Origin of the sequence: Faecalibacterium sp. IP-3-29 (assembly GCF_023347335.1) — a bacterium.
GTDB lineage: Bacteria > Bacillota > Clostridia > Oscillospirales > Ruminococcaceae > Faecalibacterium > Faecalibacterium duncaniae.
Map to the genome: position 1 here is coordinate 1,545,440 of NZ_CP094471.1, position 17,435 is coordinate 1,562,874.

The 17,435-nt window shown below is 58.3% G+C and carries 15 protein-coding genes; 10 read left to right on the plus strand and 5 right to left on the minus strand.

Going from position 1 to position 17,435, the window contains the following annotated elements; all coding sequences use genetic code 11:
* Positions 1 to 72: 72 nt before the first annotated feature.
* Positions 73 to 1,569 carry a stage IV sporulation protein A gene (gene spoIVA / locus MTP40_RS07405; protein WP_207683892.1) on the minus strand — a complete coding sequence of 499 codons (1,497 nt, stop codon included), beginning with the start codon at positions 1,567 to 1,569 and terminating at the stop codon, positions 73 to 75.
* A 184-nt stretch (positions 1,570 to 1,753) separates the two neighbouring features.
* On the opposite strand from spoIVA, the gene MTP40_RS07410 reads away from it, so the two are divergent.
* The gene (locus MTP40_RS07410; protein WP_249259096.1) at positions 1,754 to 2,767 is read left to right on the plus strand and encodes a sodium ion-translocating decarboxylase subunit beta; all 1,014 of its coding nucleotides are present in this window, start codon (positions 1,754 to 1,756) and stop codon (positions 2,765 to 2,767) included.
* A gap of 50 nt (positions 2,768 to 2,817) precedes the next feature.
* On the opposite strand, the gene MTP40_RS07415 is transcribed toward MTP40_RS07410, so the two are convergent.
* Positions 2,818 to 3,669 (minus strand): MurR/RpiR family transcriptional regulator, encoded by an 852-nt coding sequence (locus MTP40_RS07415; protein WP_005934417.1) that lies wholly within the window; start codon positions 3,667 to 3,669, stop codon positions 2,818 to 2,820.
* A 505-nt stretch (positions 3,670 to 4,174) separates the two neighbouring features.
* Between MTP40_RS07415 and MTP40_RS07420 the strand changes: the two genes are divergently transcribed.
* The 8 genes from MTP40_RS07420 to MTP40_RS07455 all read left to right on the plus strand — a co-directional run bounded on the left by MTP40_RS07420 (position 4,175) and on the right by MTP40_RS07455 (position 11,775).
* Positions 4,175 to 5,527: an ABC transporter substrate-binding protein gene (locus MTP40_RS07420; protein WP_117476134.1), complete on the plus strand. Its 1,353-nt coding sequence runs from the start codon at positions 4,175 to 4,177 to the stop codon at positions 5,525 to 5,527.
* Positions 5,528 to 5,661: 134 nt separating this feature from the next.
* Positions 5,662 to 6,588 (plus strand): carbohydrate ABC transporter permease, encoded by a 927-nt coding sequence (locus tag MTP40_RS07425; RefSeq protein ID WP_097771261.1) that lies wholly within the window; start codon positions 5,662 to 5,664, stop codon positions 6,586 to 6,588.
* A 14-nt stretch (positions 6,589 to 6,602) separates the two neighbouring features.
* Positions 6,603 to 7,580 carry a carbohydrate ABC transporter permease gene (locus tag MTP40_RS07430; protein WP_097771198.1) on the plus strand — a complete coding sequence of 326 codons (978 nt, stop codon included), beginning with the start codon at positions 6,603 to 6,605 and terminating at the stop codon, positions 7,578 to 7,580.
* 421 nt (positions 7,581 to 8,001) lie between these two features.
* Positions 8,002 to 8,931 carry a dihydrodipicolinate synthase family protein gene (locus MTP40_RS07435; protein ID WP_249259097.1) on the plus strand — a complete coding sequence of 310 codons (930 nt, stop codon included), beginning with the start codon at positions 8,002 to 8,004 and terminating at the stop codon, positions 8,929 to 8,931.
* Between the two features lie 71 nt (positions 8,932 to 9,002).
* Positions 9,003 to 9,464, plus strand: a complete 462-nt coding sequence (locus tag MTP40_RS07440; RefSeq protein WP_249259098.1) for a YhcH/YjgK/YiaL family protein — start codon at positions 9,003 to 9,005, stop codon at positions 9,462 to 9,464.
* Positions 9,457 to 10,161 (plus strand): N-acetylmannosamine-6-phosphate 2-epimerase, encoded by a 705-nt coding sequence (locus MTP40_RS07445; RefSeq protein ID WP_005934431.1) that lies wholly within the window; start codon positions 9,457 to 9,459, stop codon positions 10,159 to 10,161. The genes MTP40_RS07440 and MTP40_RS07445 overlap by 8 nt, the downstream gene beginning before the upstream one ends.
* Positions 10,162 to 10,176: 15 nt before the next feature.
* Positions 10,177 to 11,106, plus strand: coding sequence for an ROK family protein (locus MTP40_RS07450; RefSeq protein ID WP_249259099.1), 930 nt, complete (start codon positions 10,177 to 10,179; stop codon positions 11,104 to 11,106).
* A gap of 30 nt (positions 11,107 to 11,136) precedes the next feature.
* On the plus strand, positions 11,137 to 11,775 hold the full coding sequence (locus MTP40_RS07455) for a GDSL-type esterase/lipase family protein (RefSeq protein ID WP_249259100.1): 639 nt from the start codon (positions 11,137 to 11,139) through the stop codon (positions 11,773 to 11,775).
* A gap of 106 nt (positions 11,776 to 11,881) precedes the next feature.
* Here the strand turns inward: MTP40_RS07455 and MTP40_RS07460 are convergent, their stop codons facing one another.
* The 3 genes from MTP40_RS07460 to MTP40_RS07470 form a co-directional block, all read right to left on the minus strand.
* Positions 11,882 to 13,090 (minus strand): GNAT family N-acetyltransferase, encoded by a 1,209-nt coding sequence (locus MTP40_RS07460; protein WP_249259101.1) that lies wholly within the window; start codon positions 13,088 to 13,090, stop codon positions 11,882 to 11,884.
* Between the two features lie 16 nt (positions 13,091 to 13,106).
* Positions 13,107 to 14,441, minus strand: coding sequence for an aspartate--tRNA(Asn) ligase (aspS, locus tag MTP40_RS07465; RefSeq protein ID WP_097771203.1), 1,335 nt, complete (start codon positions 14,439 to 14,441; stop codon positions 13,107 to 13,109).
* Between the two features lie 80 nt (positions 14,442 to 14,521).
* The gene (locus MTP40_RS07470; RefSeq protein WP_097771204.1) at positions 14,522 to 15,142 is read right to left on the minus strand and encodes a sugar transferase; all 621 of its coding nucleotides are present in this window, start codon (positions 15,140 to 15,142) and stop codon (positions 14,522 to 14,524) included.
* A gap of 240 nt (positions 15,143 to 15,382) precedes the next feature.
* Here MTP40_RS07470 and MTP40_RS07475 point away from each other — a divergent pair, with 240 nt between their 5' ends.
* Complete coding sequence (locus tag MTP40_RS07475; protein WP_249259102.1) at positions 15,383 to 17,398, plus strand: glycoside hydrolase family 31 protein; 2,016 nt, start codon at positions 15,383 to 15,385, stop codon at positions 17,396 to 17,398.
* The last annotated feature ends 37 nt before the right edge of the window (positions 17,399 to 17,435 follow it).

A 17,435-nucleotide genomic window follows, 5' to 3' on the forward strand; every position in this document is an offset into this window, starting at 1 on the left:
GGGAGCCCTTGGCATAAACAGAAAGCCACCCGGTCACAGACGGAAACGCTGCGACCGAGTGGTTTTTAGCTGTTACAGCAGAATACAGATCAATCCGGTGCAGCCATCGTTGATGACCTGTTCCAGCGTTTCCTGCAGGCGGGTGCGGGCTTCCTGCGGCATGTGGAGGAGCTTGTTCTGCAGTCCCTCATTCACCAGTTCATGCAGGCTCTTGCCAAAGATGTTCGATTCCCACAGCCTCTCCGGGTCGGCTTCAAAATCGCCCAGCAGACTCTGCACCAGATCCTCGCTCTGCTTCTCGGTGCCCACAATGGGGCTGATCTCGGTGTGGATGACGGCTTTCATCATATGGATGGAGGGTGCGCTGGCTTCCAGCCGGACACCGTACCGCCCGCCCTGCCGGACGATCTCCGGTTCCTCCAGCGAGAGCTCCTCAATGCTGGGCATCACGATGCCGTAGCCGGTGGCTTCCACCTGTTCCAGTGCACTGCGGATCTTCTCGTACTCCCGTTTTGCCCGGGATAGCTCAATGATGCAGGGCATCAGGCCCGCTTCGTCGCCAATTTCCAGCCCCGTCTGCTCACTGAGGACGCGGTAGAACACCTCTGGCTTCAGCAGAACGGTCACCCGCACCACACCGTCGGAAAGGTTCATGCCGCTCAGGGCAGACTCCTGCACCGAATCCCCGGCCAGCGCCCCGGCACTGTTCTGGGCTGGAACATCCTTCATCCGGCTGATCTTCTCTGAAAACTGGAGTGCCGCCGTGTAGATCTCGTTCTGGAGCCAGTGGCCCTTTTCCAGCATCGTCACCCAGCGGGGAATGGCAAAATCCAGCTCCCGCACCGGAAATTCGTAGAGGACACGCTGCAGGATGGACAGCAGGTCATCTTTCTGCAGATCCAGGCAGCTCACCGGCAGGACCGTGCGTCCGTAGTCCTGTTCCAGCTCTGCGGCCAGAGCCTTTGTCTCCGGAGCATCCGGGCGGGTACTGTTGAGCAGGATGACAAAGGGTTTGCCCAGCGCTTCCAGCTCTTCCACCACCCGCTTTTCGGCGGGCAGGTAGTTTTCCCGGGGGATCTCGCTGATGGAGCCATCGGTGGTGACCACGATGCCGATGGTGGAGTGATCCCGGATGACCTTGCGGGTGCCGGTCTCAGCGGCAAGGTCAAAGGGGATCTCTTCCTCGAACCAGGGGCTTTTGACCATGCGGGGCTTCTCGTCCTCCTCGTGGCCCATGGCTCCCTCCACCATATAGCCCACACAGTCGATGAGCCGGATACGGCACTCCCCGCCGCCCTCCAGTTGGAGCGGCACGGCCTGCTCCGGGATGAACTTCGGCTCTGTGGTCATGATCGTTCGCCCTGCCGCCGACTGCGGCAGCTCATCCCGGGCCCGGAGCTTTGCGTCCGCCGGGCCGATGGCGGGCAGCACCAGCTGCTCCATAAACTGCTTGATGAGGGTGCTCTTGCCGGTGCGCACCGGCCCCACCACCCCGATCAGGATCTCCCCGCCGGTGCGTGCCCCGATCTCCCGGCAGACAGTGGCTTCCAAACACTCCTGTTTTTCCAAATTGCTCTCTCCTCTCTCCCGTCCGCACCGGGCGGCAAGGCCGCACCTTCTGCGTCTGCTTCTCGGAAACAGTCTATTCGGACAGGCGGCAGGATATGAGCGGCACCTAGCGAAAAAGCGTCGGTTGACAGAAAATCTTTCCTACGCTACAATAGAGAAAACTGTATGGAAAGGTGGAACGCAGATGGAGTGGAAGGTTTATTTTGAGGACAATCCGGGCTGTCACCGCCCGCATCGGGGCCGCCCCGGGCAGGAAGTGTCCTGCGGGGCACACTCGGTGTGGGGCGGGCAGCATTTCATCATCCCGGCGATTTACCTTTGTGGAAAAGGGCTGGTTGTAGACATCTGCCGCCGGGTGGAGCGTGAAGCGATCGAAGCGCATTACCAGAAGTTGGCCGCTTACGAAGGGATGGATATTGACGAATGCCCGCCGGAAGCTGTCGAACTGGCCGAAGCCGAGGACCCGTTTGGTTCTTTTGACTATCTGCCAAGTGTAGCCATCAACGGCAAAACCGTGGAGTACAGCCGCGGTGCCGGGGAATATTATAACCCCCTCCGCTCCGAAGAGAAGATCGTTTGCAGCGGTGAACAGGCCGCGCGGGACATCGTGAAGCACTACGGGCTTGACCCGGAACAAGGCTGGGATCTCCGGCAGTGGAGCTTTCCCTGGGCGACAAAGCGCAGGCCTGCCCACATCACCAGCCTGACACTGACCCTCACCCAGCGGGAACAGCCTGCCGAAGCGGTGCAGTTCACGGCAGCGCCCGGAAAGGTCGTGGAGTTTGCCCACCCCGTCACCGGTGTGCCCTGCGTGCTGACGGTCAAAGACCTGAAACCGGCCCGGCTGCCGGAGAATGACCTCCCCCACATGGGGCCGCCCATGGAATGGCCCCGGGAATTTGTGGAAATGACTTACACCCTGACCCCCGCCGTGACCACCGGCTGGGTGCAGGTGAACGACTGCGCCTCTAGTGATAAGCCCATCCGGAAAAGCGACGCACCCACGGAAGATGGAGCCATTGGCATCATCGGCGGGGCAGACGGCCCAACGGCGATCTTTGTGAGCGGAAAGCAGCAGGGTGATACCCGCACCGCCTGTTCCTCGCTCCACTTTGCGCCGGTGGAACCGGAAACTATCCGGTGGAAGGTAACCTACTACCAGAAGCAGCTCCCGGATGAAACTATAGCGCTCTTATAACGAAAAGACAGGCGGCTCCAACCAAAGTTGGATGCCGCCTGTTTTACTGTTCAGATCAACTTGATGGCCACCGCCTCGCTGGTGCGGTCCTGGGCTTCGTTGGTATGCTCGGGGTCATCCAGCATATAACGGAGCAGGAGCACCTCGCCCACATAAAGCACCGCCACCTTGATGGGGATGCTGCCGGAATCCAGCGGGCTCTCCTGCGCACCGCACCGCAGCACCACATCCGCCATGGCTGCGCCGGGCGAATCCTCATAATGGGTGAGCAAAATGATCTTTGCGCCGGATGCCTTGGCCGTGCGCAGCGTTTCCAGCATATCGCGGGTCGCGCCGGAATAGGAGATAAAGAGCACCACATCCTCCGGGCCCATCAGGCTGGCAGCCAGGATCTGCAGATGACTGTCCCCCGCGGTGCGGAACTTATTGGACAGGCTGGAAAAGCGGGCGCAGATATCGTTGGCCAGCAGCATACTGCCGCCCTGACCCAGGCAGAACACCTGCCGCGCGGCACGCATCAGATCCACAGCCTGCTCCACGGCTTCGGGCGAAAGAGAATTCTGGGTGCCGTTGATGGCAGTGAGAAACAGGCCGCTGGCGTGCTCACACAGGCTGGCGGTGGTAGCGCCCGGCTCCGGCTCATGCTGGTTGACCAGCGCACCGGTGGCGTTGGCCTGCGCCAGCGAAATGCGCATCTCATGGTAGCCCTCAAAGCCCAATGCCCGGCAGAAGCGGAACACCGTTGCCTCTGCCACCTTGCATTCCCGCGCAAGGGAGGAAATGGAAAGGTACTGTGCCTCGTCGGCATGGTGGACAAGGTAATCTGCCACAGCACGGCCGGATTTTGTCAGTTCATCCTGCCTTTGCTGCAGCAGCTCCCAGAAGTTTGTGGTCGTAGACATGATGGTCTCCTTTTTCCTGCTCCATTTCCCGCCGGAAGGGCCGGCCGCACACGCCAACACCATTGTCGGGAAGTTTTCCTTTAAGGAAAGTATAAAAGAATCCCCGCCGCTTGGCAAGAGGGGCTTTGACTACAAATTCGCGATCGTTTCTGTGCAGAGCGCCCAAATCCGCCGCATTAGTATGACTTATTTGTGAAAATTCTTTTCAATTTGCCGGATTTCCCACCCTTTTTGAGTGAAAACTATTTTCACCGGCAAAAAGTGTGGTTTTTCTATAATGGTTACAAAATAGCTACAACTTTCAAAATTTCCGTAAATCCTGCCCAAAAGGCCAGTCTTTTCACTAAAATTGTGCGACATCCACAAGAAAAGTCTTTCATTATTGGGCAGACAGCCGATAGACAAAATGAAAATATTTTTCTATAATAAGGCCAATAGAAGCGGTTCCCGCACGAGGGCCGCAGAGCAGAATCGCACTACATCAATGAGTAAGGAGAAGTTTCTTATGAAAAACAGTATCTCTCGCCGCTCTTTCCTGAAGGCCGTGGGTGCCCTGAGTGCAGCCGGTGCACTGGCCGCATGCGGCGGCAGCTCCTCCAGCAGCACTGCTGCTTCCTCCACTGCAGCTTCTGCAGCGGCAAGCACCGCAGCTGGCGCAAACATCAAGCTGTGGACATACCCCATCGGCGGCTGGGGCAAGGACGAGACTGTGCAGGAGCTGATCTCCAGCTTCAACGCAAAATATCCCGACATCAAGGTCACCGTTGAGTACCTGGATTACACCAATGGTGATGACCAGGTCAACACCGCCATTGAGGGCGGCAGCGCACCCGACCTGATCATGGAAGGCCCCGAGCGTCTGGTTGCCAACTGGGGCAAAAAGGGCGTTATGGCTCCCCTGAACGACCTGTGGACCGACGATGCCAAGAAGGACATCTACGCTTCCGTTGAGTCCGCCTGCAGGAACGATGCCGGCGACTACTATGAGTATCCCCTGTGCATGACCGCACACTGCATGGCCGTGAACATGACCAAGGTCAAGGAAGTGGGCGCAGACCAGTACATTGATACTGATAAGCACACCTGGAGCACCGACGGCTTCCTCAAGACCGTTGACGCACTGTACAATGGCGGTTACGAGAATGTTGCAGCCATCTACTGCAGCGGCCAGGGCGGCGACCAGGGCACCCGTGCAATCATCAACAATATGTACGGCGGCACCTTCACCGATGCTGAGCACACCAAGTACACCGCTGACTCCCCCGAGAACATCAAGGCCATCCAGGCTCTGTACGATGCCAAGGGCGTGAACTTTGATGCTTCCATCAACGGCGGCGAGGAGATCACCCTGTTCCGCAACGGTACCCTGCAGATGGCATTCTGCTGGAACATTGCACAGCAGCTGAACTCCGACAACAACGATGCCGGCCTGACCAACAGCGGCGACGAGATCTTCCCCATGGCCTTCCCCACCGAGAGCGGCGATCCCAAGCTGTGCGGCGGCATCTGGGGCTTTGGCATCTTCGACAACGGCGACGAGGCCAAGATCGAAGCAGCCAAGACCTTTATCGACTTCATCGCTGCTGACCCCGATCAGGTTGGCGCAAGCGTTCTGGCTTCCACCTACTTCCCCGTTCGTGAGAGCGTTGGCGATATCTATGCCGGTAACGACATTATGAGCGAGTACACCAAGTTCATGGGCTTCCTGGGCGATTACTACCAGATCACCCCGGGCTGGGCAACTGCTCGTACCGAGTGGTGGAACATGCTGCAGCGCGTTGGCACCGGCGAGCCCGTTGAGCAGGCCGTTGCTACCTTTGTTGAGAACGCAAATGCTGCCGCTGCTGCCGAGGCATAAGCGCACCGCCTGAGTTTTTCATCGTAACGTTATAAACCTTGCCCCTTCCTCGATAATCCCGGCGAGGGAGGGGCATTCTTTTTGCAAGTTCCGTCGGGAGCCGGTCATTTTACCGGAGCTAAACGAAAGGTTTGGTGATTTTCTTGGCTGCTACCACCGTAAAAGTCAAAGAGCCAAAGCGCAGCCGCGCACTGGTCCGGCAGGAGACCATCGCATCCTACCTCTTCCTTCTGCCCAGCCTGATCTTCTTTCTGGGGTTCGTCATCTACCCCATGATCCTCTGCGTGGTCACGAGCTTCTTTGATTCCACCATGAACCGCGCCGATGTCTTTGTCGGCCTTGCAAACTACAAAGAGCTGTTCGCCGATAAGATCTTCCTGGGCGCTCTGAAGAACACCTTCATCATCGTTATCGTGTCGGTGCCTGTGACCTGTGCCTTCTCGCTGTGGGTCAGCTCCGCCATCGTGGATCTGCCCGAGTGGGCCACCAGCCTTTTCCGCTGCGTGTTCTACCTGCCCGTTGTCACCGGTTCCGTTGCCGTTACCGTTGTCTGGAAGTGGATGTACAACAATTACTACGGCATCTTCAACTATCTGGGCAAGACGCTGGGGCTGATCGACAAGAACATCAACTGGCTGGGCGATGAGCGGTTCGCTCTGGGCTGCATTATCCTCATCCTGCTGACCACCTCTGTGGGCCAGCCCATCGTTCTGTATGTTTCTGCCCTGGGCAACGTGGACCAGTCCATCGTAGAAGCTGCCGAAGTGGACGGCGCGACCGATTTCCAGTGCTTCTGGAAGATCAAGTGGCCCGCCATCATGCCCACCACCCTGTACATCCTGGTCATCACCACCATCAACTCCTTCCAGTGCTTTGCGCTGATCCAGCTGCTGACTTCCGGCGGCCCCAACCACAGCACCGATACCATCATGTACTACATCTACTACACCGCGTTCAAGCTGTACCGCTACGGCTATGGCAACGCCATGGGTGTTGTGCTTGCCATCATCATTGCCATCCTGTCTGCTATCCAGTTCAAGGTTGGCAACCAGAACAATTGAGGAGGTGCGTAACAATGAGTGCAACTGCTGCAACCGCAAAAAAGCAAAAGCCCTTGAAGCGTCACCCCAGCAAGCTCAAGCAGGCCAGCGCCTATACCATCCTGACCCTGATCCTGATCAGCATCGTGGCCGTGACCTTTGCGTTCCCGCTGTACTGGATCATCACCGGTTCCTTCAAAACCGGTGCAGCCATCAACTCCACCACCCCCGAGTGGTGGCCCCATGAGTGGGTGCTGACCAACTACCAGAAGCTGTTTGCCGGAAAGAGCGCTCCGCTGTGGCAGCTGGCCATCCCCTTCAGTGCACGCTTCAGTGCCGACGGCGAGCCCATCTATTTCTCGGTCGGACCCACCGCTCCTGCTGCCCTGCGCTGGATGATCAACACCGTGTTCATGGCTGTTGTCTCCATGATCCTGACCTGCATCACCGCCGCCATGGCCGGTTATGCACTGGCCAAGAAGCGCTTTGTGGGCCGTCAGCTCCTGTTCACCCTGATCGTGTGCGCAATGGCTCTGCCCAAGCAGGTCATTCTGATCCCCCTGCTGCGTGAGATGAGTGCCCTGAACCTCTACAACACCATCTGGGCCGTCATCTTCCCCATTGTCGGCTGGCCATTCGGTGTGTTCCTGATGAAACAGTTCAGCGAGGGCATCCCCACAGAAATGCTGGAGGCCGCCCGCATTGACGGCGCAAGTGAAGCCAAGACCTTTATCAGCATCGTGCTGCCCATGGTCAAGCCGGGCATCGGTGCTCTGGCCATCTTCACCTTTATCAACAGCTGGAACGATTACTTCATGCAGTTGATCATGCTGTCCAGCACCAGCAACCTGACCATTTCTCTGGGCATTGCAAAGCTGCAGGCGGAAAACAGCACCGACTTCGGTCTGATCATGGCAGGTGCTGCACTGGCTGCTGTGCCTATCATCATCATCTTCCTCATCTTCCAGAAGTATTTCACCAAGGGCATCGCAATGGGTGCCGTTAAGGGCTAAAATTGCGACCGCCGCCTGCGGCGGAAACAGGAAGCAATTTTTGGCGCAGCGGTCTGCAAGACGCAAGGCCCGCACCAAGGGCCGAAGCGGATGCAGGGCACCGCAAGAGGGCACTGATGCAGTTGCCCGGAACAGAAAGCGTTGGAGCTTGATGTTCAGGGAGCAATTTTTGGCGCAGCGGTCTGCAAGACGCGAGACCCGCCCAAGGGTCGAAGCGGATGCAGGGCACCGCAAGAGGGCATTGATGCAGTTGCCCGGAACAGAAAGCGTTGGAGCTTGATGTTCAGGGAGCAATTTTTGGCGCAGCGGTCTGCAAGACGCGAGACCCGCCCAAGGGTCGAAGCGGATGCAGGGCACCGCAAGAGGGCGCTGATGCAGTGAACAGAACAAATAAGCATATAGGAGCTTAAGGAGACAAACCATGAAAGATATCACTAAGTACCAGGGCGTTATCCCCGCTTTCTACGCCTGCTACGACGCAGAGGGCAATATTTCCACTGAGGGTGTCAAGGCTCTCACCCGCCATCTGATCGCCAAGGGCGTTAAGGGCGTGTATGTCGGCGGTTCCTCCGGTGAGTGCATCTACCAGCATGTGGACGAGCGCAAGGCCGTGCTGGAGGCAGTGATGAGCGAAGCCAAAGGCAAGCTGACCGTCATTGCACACGTTGGCTGCAACAACACCGCCGACAGTGTGGAGCTGGCCCGCCATGCCGAGAGCGTGGGTGTGGATGCCATCGCCTCCATCCCCCCCATCTACTTCCACCTGCCCGAGTATGCCATTGCAAAATACTGGAACGACATGTCCGCTGCTGCTCCCAACACCGAATTCGTCATCTACAACATTCCCCAGCTGGCTGGCACCGGCCTGACCATGAGCCTGCTGAAGGAGATGCTCAAGAACCCCAACGTGGTAGCTGTTAAGAACAGCTCCATGCCCACCCAGGACATCCAGGTGTTCAAGGATGCCGGTATCGCTGCCCGCGGCGAAGGCAACTTTGTGGTCTTTAACGGCCCCGATGAGCAGTTCGTCTCCGGCCGCGTCATCGGCGCAGACGGCGGCATCGGCGGCACCTACGCCGTGATGCCTGAGCTGTATCTGGCCATGAACGAGCATATCAACAAGGGCGAGGTCAAGGAGGCTCAGGCCCTCCAGTATGAGGCCGACCGCATCATCTACAAGATGTGTGAAGCCCACGGCAACCTGTATGCCGTGCAGAAAGAGATCCTGCGCCGGATGTACGGTCTGGAGCTGGGCGGCGTGCGTGAACCCATGCCCAGCCTGATCCCCGAGGATGAGGCCATCGTGGCCGAAGCACAGGCCATGATCGAAGCCGCCATCGCAAAACTGTAAGCTGAACAAGCGCCCCCTCTCCGTCTCTTTTCAGAGGGGAGGCGGGCGCTTCTTTTTTGGAGGGAAAGCGTATGATCTGCGATACCCTGGATCAACTGCATCTGTACAAGGGGTTCCACAAAAACCTCGACACGGCCATTGAGTTTCTGGCCGCACACCCGCTGGAAACCCTGCCGCTGGGCCGTACCGAAGTGGACGGCGACGAGGTGTTCATCAATGTGATGGATGCCGATCTCAAACCCCACACCGGTTCCCACGCCGAATATCACCGGCTCTACGCCGATCTGCAGATCGACCTGACCGGCGGCGAGGGCTGGGGCTACGAGACCGCCCCCGGCACCGAGGTGGAGCCCTACCAGCCGGATATCGGCAAAAAGGACAGCGAGGATGCCGTTTTCGGCGCTCTGGGCGAGGGGCGGTTCGTCCTCTTCTTCCCCGGTGAGCTGCACCGCCCCGGCGTGGAAATGCCCGGCTGCGATCGTGTCCGCAAAGCTGTTGTCAAGATCAAGATGGAGGATAAGTATCATGGATAAGGAAAAACTGTTTGCTCAGATCAAGGGCGGGCTGATCGTCTCCTGCCAGGCATTGGAGCACGAGCCCCTGTACACCAAGGAGGGCGGCGTGATGCCCCTGATGGCCAAGGCAGCCGCCATGAGCGGCGCGGTGGGCATCCGTGCCAACACCGTGCGGGACATCACCCAGATCAAGGAGGTCGTGGACCTGCCCGTGATCGGCATCATCAAAAAGGACTACCCCGGCACCCCCATGTACATCACTGTGACCATGAAGGAAGTGGATGAGCTGGTGGCCTGCGGCGTGGATATTCTGGCGGTGCAGGGCACGGGAGCTCTCCGCCCGGATGGTTCCACCTCCGCTGAATTCATCCGCGCCATCAAGGCAAAGTACCCGGATCAGCTGGTGATGGCCGACTGCGACAACTTTGAGAACGCCATGGCCTGTGCCGAGGCCGGTGCCGACTTTGTGGGCACCACCATGCGCGGCTACACCCCTGAGACCCAGGGCATTGACGACATCGATTTTGATTTCGTCCACAAGCTGGCCACCGAGTGCCCCGCCAAAGTCATTGCCGAGGGCCACATCCACTACCCCGAACAGGCCGTCAAGGCACTGGAAGCCGGTGCTTTTGCACTGGTGGTGGGCGGTGCCATCACCCGCCCTGCCGAGATCACGGCCCGCTTCACCGGAGCCATCAACGCCATGAACAAGTAAAACGGAGACACTGAGATGAAACAGTATCTTGCGATCGATATCGGCGGCACTGCCGTCAAGCTGGGCATCGTGGATGAGACCGGCACGGTGGGCCCCAAGGCCGAGGAGAGCGTCAACTTTGACGGCTACCAGACCCCGGTGCTGGCCACCGTGCTCAAAGCCGCCAGAGCCTTTGTGGAGACCCAGAACATCGACGTGAACACGCTGGAAGGCGTGGGCGTTTCGGCCACCGGCCAGATCGACAGCCGCAAAGGTACTGTAGCCGGTACCTGCGGCAACTTTCCCAACTACATCAACAGCCCCATCCAGGCCGAACTGGAACGGCTCTTCGGCCTGCCCGTCACCGTTGCCAACGATGCCAACTGCATGACGCTGGGCGAGGTCTGGGTCGGCGGCGCAAAGGGTTATACCGATGTCATCGGCGTGACCCTGGGCACTGGCGTGGGCGGCGGCATTCTGACCGGCGGCCGCCTTTTGGAGGGTGCCCGCGGACTGGGCGGTGAGCTGGGCCACTACCGCACCCATGCACTGAACGGTGTTCCCTGCACCTGCGGTGCCACCGGCTGCTGGGAGCGCTACGCCGCCACCACGGCTCTGGTACGGGCCGCACAGGAAAAGGACCCGGCCTGGAAAGACGGCCGCGCCATTTTTGCTGCTGCGGAGGCTGGCAACGAGACCGTTCTGGCCCTGCTGGATGCCTGGACGGATGAGATCGCACAGGGCCTTGCAGGCATGGTGCACATCTTTAACCCGCAGCTCATTCTCATCGGCGGCGGCGTGAGCGCCCAGCAGAAGCTGCTCATTGAGCCCATTGCCGCCAAAGTCAGGGCCTCCGTCATGCCCGCCTTTGCCGAGGGGCTGGAGATCCGCGCCGCCCAACTGCACAATGATGCCGGTATGGTAGGCGCAGTCTATTACTTCCGCCAGCAGCACGGCGAAGCCTGATCATCTGAACGATCAAAGGAGTATATTGAGATGAAAACACATATTCTCTGCCTGGGCGATTCCAACACCCACGGTTATTGTGCCGACCCCAAGGATAACGCCGATGGCGGCATCCGCTTCAACGAGGACGAGCGCTGGACCTGCCGCCTGCAGGCTGCTCTGGGCGACAAGTATCTGGTAACCGAAGAGGGCCTTTCTGGCCGCACCACCGTTTTTGTAGATCCCATCCACGAGTCCATGGATGCTCTGAGCGTGGCCTATCCCCTGCTCAAGAGCCATGAAGTCATCGACCTGCTCATCATCATGCTGGGCACCAACGATGTGAAAGAGCGCTTCAACGCAAACGCTGCCTGCATTGGTGCGGGCATGGAGCGCCTGATCCAGAAGTGCAAGACCGTGGATTGCTGGGGCGGCAAGGACCCCAACATTCTTGTAGTTGCTCCTCCGCGCATCAAGGAGGGCTTCCACGATGAGGTCATGGGCGACGGCTGTGTGGAGAAGTCCAAGGGCGTTGCCGGCTGGTACAAGATCATCACAGAGCGCAACAACGTCCATTTCCTGGATGCTGAAGGCTGCGAGTTCAACCAGATCGACTTCATGCACCTGACCCGTAAGGGCCACGCACAGCTGGCTGAAAAGCTGGCCGAGCTGGTGCCAACGCTGCTCTGAGTCAAAAAGAACAACCCTCTCCGTCATTGCCTCGCAATGCCGCCTCGCCCTTTCGGGGGAAGCAGGCAAAGCAAAAGGCTTTGACGGAGAGGGTTGTTTTCTTTTGTCAGATGTAATCCGAAATATACGGGATCTTATGGAAGAGCACGTCATCCAGCCGTTCCACAGCCTCTTCCCTGCCCTCGATGCGCTCCAGCTCATACAGACGCTCTGCGGTCTTGTAGCCCAGCAACAGGGTGGTAAAGGTGCCGATGCCCATTTTCAGGTGATACTCGGCGGGTTCACGGGTCATGGTACAGTGCCCATCCGCAAAGCGAACGTTGAACGTCCGGTCGTTCCATGGCAGAAGCGAGTCCTCGATCTCCAGCTCGATACACAGGGTGCCGCCGTCCGGGTCACAGGGGTAATCGGCGAGGAAATCCTCCACGTCGATGATGCGTCCCATGGCATAGGGGCGGATGCTCTCCTTGATGTCGCCATCGTCCATCTCAAAGGCGATGGGTTCGCTGAAATAGGTGCTGCCGTGCACCTCATCGATCATGGAATCATGGGCATGGATATACTCCCACAGGCCTTTCTGGGCCTCACGGTTGAGGTAGACCATCTCCTTGATGTGCATGATGTCATTTTTGATGAGGTAGACCATGTAGCCGCAGGGCTTATCCTTGACGTTGTAGTAGACCGCAACATTGGTATCGTCCTCGTCCCAGCGCCAGTATTCCTCCCAGGCCAGACTGTTGCGGAACAGACAGCCGTGGGTGATGGACGCAAAGTGGGAGTGCAGCTCATGGAACTCGGTGTTATCCCAGCTGACACGCTGGACATAGCCGGGGGCCTTGACCTTGGTGGGGATCTGCCGGTCCTTGATGTTGAACGAGATCTTGTTGGAAACGATCTCCCAGCCCAGGTGATGGTACAGCGGAATGCTGTACGGGTAGAGCAGGGCGAAGGATTTGCCCTCCTCGTGCATCTGGGTCAGGCCCTTGATCATCAGGTGCTTCATAATGCCCTGCCCGGTGTACTCCGGGTAGGTGCAGACACTGGTGACAAAGCCCACATGGTAGACCGTATCGTAGATGTTCATTTTCAGCGGATAGACGGCAAACTGGGACACCAGCGTGTCTCCATCAAAGCAGCCCAGAACATCGGCACGTTCCAGCACCGGGAACTTGGACTGTTTGATCTCGTCGTCCTTCCAGCCTGTGGCAGTCAGCTCTTCTTCCGTGACCTGAAAGGTGTAGCGGAGCAGTGCGTTGTACTGATCCAGATCCTTCGCTTCCAGATAACGGGTCAGATAATGGTCCGCGGCGTTCATACGAACACCCCCGTCCTTACGGGGTCAGACGGTTGGGGCCGCGGAACAGGAACTCCGCGTCCTTGATGCTCTCGCCCACCAGCAGCATGGTCAGGCGGTCGATGCCCAGACCGAAGCCGCCGTGCGGGGGGCAGCCATACTGGAAGAATTCCAGATAGAACTTGACATCCTCAGCCAGACCCTTTTCCTCGGCCTGCTTCTTCAGCACCTCATAGCGGTGCTCACGCTGGGCACCGGTGGTGATCTCCACGCCGCGCCAGATCAGGTCGTAGCCCTGAGGCACACCGTTCTCGTCACGCATGTGGTAGAAAGCACGCTTCTCAGCATCGTAATCAGTGACGAAGAGGAACTCGTGGTTATAGTGCTTCTTCACCCAGTCGTAGCTCAGGCGCTCAGCCTCGGTAGTCAGGTCGCCCTTCTCGGAATCGTCCACCACATAACCGAAGTCCTCTTCCAGACCCTTGTACAGGTCAGCCAGCTTGACCACGGGGAACGGGGTCTCGGGCACGATGACTTCCTTGCCGAACAGCTCCTGGATCTGGTCGCCGTATGCGTCCTTCACAGCCTGCAAGCCAGCCTTGAGCAGCTGTTCCTCCATGGCCATGACATCCTTGTAAGAGGTGATGTAGCTGAACTCCAGATCGAAGCCGGAGAACTCCGTGGCGTGCTTGTTGGTATAGCTCTTCTCAGCACGGAACACAGGGCCGGTCTCAAAGATGCGCTCAAAGCCTGCAGCCATTGCCATCTGCTTATAGAACTGGGGGCTCTGTGCCAGATAGGCATTGCGGTCGAAGTAATCCACCTTGAACACCTCGGAGCCGCTCTCGCTGGCAGCAGCGATCAGCTTGGGGGTGTGGATCTCGATAAAGTTCTGGTCCAGCAGGAACTTGCGCATGGCGTTGACCATGCAGCTCTGGGCCTTGAACATCAGCTGGTTCTCGTCGGTGCGCAGATCGACCCAGCGGTAATCAATGCGCTGGTCGATGCTGGAACGCTCCACCGCCTTTTTCTTCTTGGTGGCGGCAATGGCCTTACGGGCAATGGGCAGTGCATCCGCAATGCTCTCCACCTCGATGGCCTCGGGGATCATCTCGATGCCGCCCATCTTGACGTAGTCGTTCTCGACCACCTTACCGGTGACAGTGATGACAGAATCAGGGGTCAGCTGATCGATGGTGTCCACCAGATCAGGATGATCCTCTTTTTCAACCGTGATCTGCAGCTTGCCGGTGATATCCTTCAGTACGATAAAGGCCATATACTTGCTGTTGCGCAGGTTTTCAATAAAACCCTGTACCTTGACCGTATTGCCAATTTCCTTTTGTACCTCGTTGATATAGGTGCGATTCATGGAAATCCTCCTTTGATGTCTTATACCGTTTTATTATACGCTTTTCAGGGGATAAATCAAGTATTCTGCCCAGGCCAGTCTTACTTCTTGTGGTTTTCCTCTTCGTGCAAAGTGCCGGTGCCGCCCTCGACCACACCGTCGTGGTCGAGCACCGCCCTGATGGTGCCAAAGAAGCACTTTACGTCCATGCCAAAGCTCAGATGCTCCACATAGTAGCCGTCCAGCCGGGCCTTGTCCACGATCTCCAGCTCATCCCGCCCATGGATCTGGGCCCAGCCGGTCAGGCCGGGGCGGACATCGTTGGCACCGTACTTGTCCCGCTCGGCCAGAAGGTCATACTGGTTCCACAGCGCCGGGCGCGGACCGATGACTGCCATATCGCCCACAAAGATGTTCCAGAGCTGGGGCAGCTCGTCCAGACTGGTCTTGCGCAGGAAGTGCCCCACCCGGGTGATATACTGATCCGGGTCCTTGAGCATGTGGGTAGGCATATCGTGGGGGGTGTCGATGCGCATGGTGCGGAACTTGAGGATATTGAAATGTTGTTTGTGGATGCCCACCCGCTTCTGCCTGAAAAAGATCGGCCCCGGGGAATCGATCTTGATGGCAAGGCAGAGGATGAGCAGCAGCGGCGAGAGCACGATCATGCCGCAGAGGGACAAAATGACCGCCAGCAGCCGCTTGATGCCGTTTCGATACATGGAAGATCCTCCCTTTTCAGAGTACTTTTTATTATAGCAAGCCATTCGACAGTTTGCAATCCATTCCGTGCAGTTTCTCGCCCGAGAGGCTCAGGCAGGTGCAGCAGAAGTATTGGCTGTTGCGCAGGCCACAAAACGCCTGTTTTGTTGTATTATTCATCCTGTTTTCTCTCTTGTTCCGGAACGATTTCTGCCGTATCATTATAGTAACAACTCTATCTGAAACAGGAGGTCTTTTCTGTGATCCAACGTTTTTCTTTCGGGCATCCTTTTCCCACCCAGAGCGTTGTGCTGTCTCTTCCCGCGGAAAGCGGCCCCATCCCCTTTCTGACTCCCGATGGCAGCGGCTGGCAGCTCACCCTCAGTGAGCAGGCTGCCGTCTACGGTCTGGGTGAAATGCCCCGCGGCATCAACAAACGCGGCTGGCACTACATCGCCAACAACACCGATGAATCCCGCCACAGCGAGGACAAGCTTTCCTTCTATGGTGCGCACAATTTCCTGCTGGTGCGGGACGGCAGCACCTGCTTTGGCCTGTTCGTGGATTTCCCGGGCAAGGTTTATTACGACATCGGTTATTCCCGCCACGATCTTCTCTCTTTCCACACCGAGACCCCAGACTACGATCTGTATCTCCTCTCCGGCGGGAACGAAAATGCGATCTGCAGGGAGTTCCGTACCCTCATCGGCCGCAGCTACATCCCGCCCAGGTGGGCATTCGGTCTGGCACAGAGCCGCTGGGGCTACAAGACTGAGGAGGACGTACGGGAAGTTGCACGCCAGTACAAGGAGCACGACCTGCCGCTGGACATGATCTGTATGGACATCGAGTATATGCAGGACTATGCCGATTTCACCGTAAACAAGGAACGTTTTCCAGACCTTACAAAGCTCTCCGCAGACCTGAAAGCGCAGGGCATCCGGCTGGTGCCCATCATCGATGCCGGCGTGCGCGTTGACCCCAACGACTCCACCTGCACTGAGGGGCTGGAAAAGGGATACTTCTGCAAAAAGGCCGACGGAACTCCCTTTGTGGCGGCAGTCTGGCCCGGCAAGGCTTACTTTGCCGACTTCCTGCGCCCCGAGGTGCGGGAGTGGTTCGGCCACAAATACAAGGCCCTGACCGACTGCGGCATTGAGGGCTTCTGGAACGATATGAACGAGCCCTCCCTCTTCTACTCACCTGAGCGGCTGCGCGCTTTTCTGGACGATATGGCCGCCCTGCGGGAGAAGGACAACATTGAGCAGGAGGAGTTTTTCCCGCGCGTGGTGGGCGGTGCCATGGGCCTGATGAACAGCCCGACAGACTACGCCAGTTTTTACCACGAGGCAGACGGCCGGAAGGTACGTCACGATCAGGTTCACAACCTTTATGGCGGCAGCATGACCCGCGCCGCAGGGGAAGCCTTTGCCGACCTGCGTCCGGGCCAGCGCACCCTGCTTTACAGCCGTTCCAGCTTCATTGGCAGCCACCGCTACGGCGGCATCTGGCTGGGCGACAACAATTCCAGCTGGGCTCAGCTGCTGGCCAATATCCAAATGATGCCCAGTGTCCAGATGTGCGGTTTCCTGTACAGCGGTGCCGACCTCTGCGGCTTCTCCTGCGATACCACGCCGGATCTTGCCCTGCGCTGGCTTGAGTTCGGTCTGCTCACCCCGCTGATGCGCAACCACTCCGCGGTGGGCACCCGGATGCAGGAATACTACCGCTTCCCCGAGGTGCTGCCCGCTGTGCGTAATATGATCCGTCTGCGCTACGCTCTGCTGCCCTACCTGTACAGCGAATTTATGAAGGCTGCGCTGGAAAACACCAGCTACTTCCGGCCGTTGGCCTTCGATTACCCGGATGACCCCGATGCCCGGGAGGTGGAAGATCAGCTTTTGCTGGGCGAGGGCCTGATGGCCGCTCCCGTCTATGTCCAGAATGCCCACGGGCGGCATGTCTACCTGCCCGAGCCCATGAAGCTCCTGCGCCTGCGGGCTGTGGACGACTACGACGAAGAGATCCTGCCCGCCGGACACCACTATATCCGCTGTGCGCTGGACGAAATGCTGTTGTTCCTCCGTCCGGGTCACATCATTCCCGTGGCACAGCCCGCCAACAACACCGCTGAGCTGGATGATGCCAGCCTGACCCTGTGGAGCTTCCTGCCCAACGGCGAATCTGCGGAGTACCGGATGTACCGGGACGATGGCGTGACAACGGAATACGAGAAGAAAGAGCACTGGAAAACGCTGCAGATCCATCATTCCTGATCAAAGCGCCCCAGAAAGGCAGGAACCCCCTGCGCGG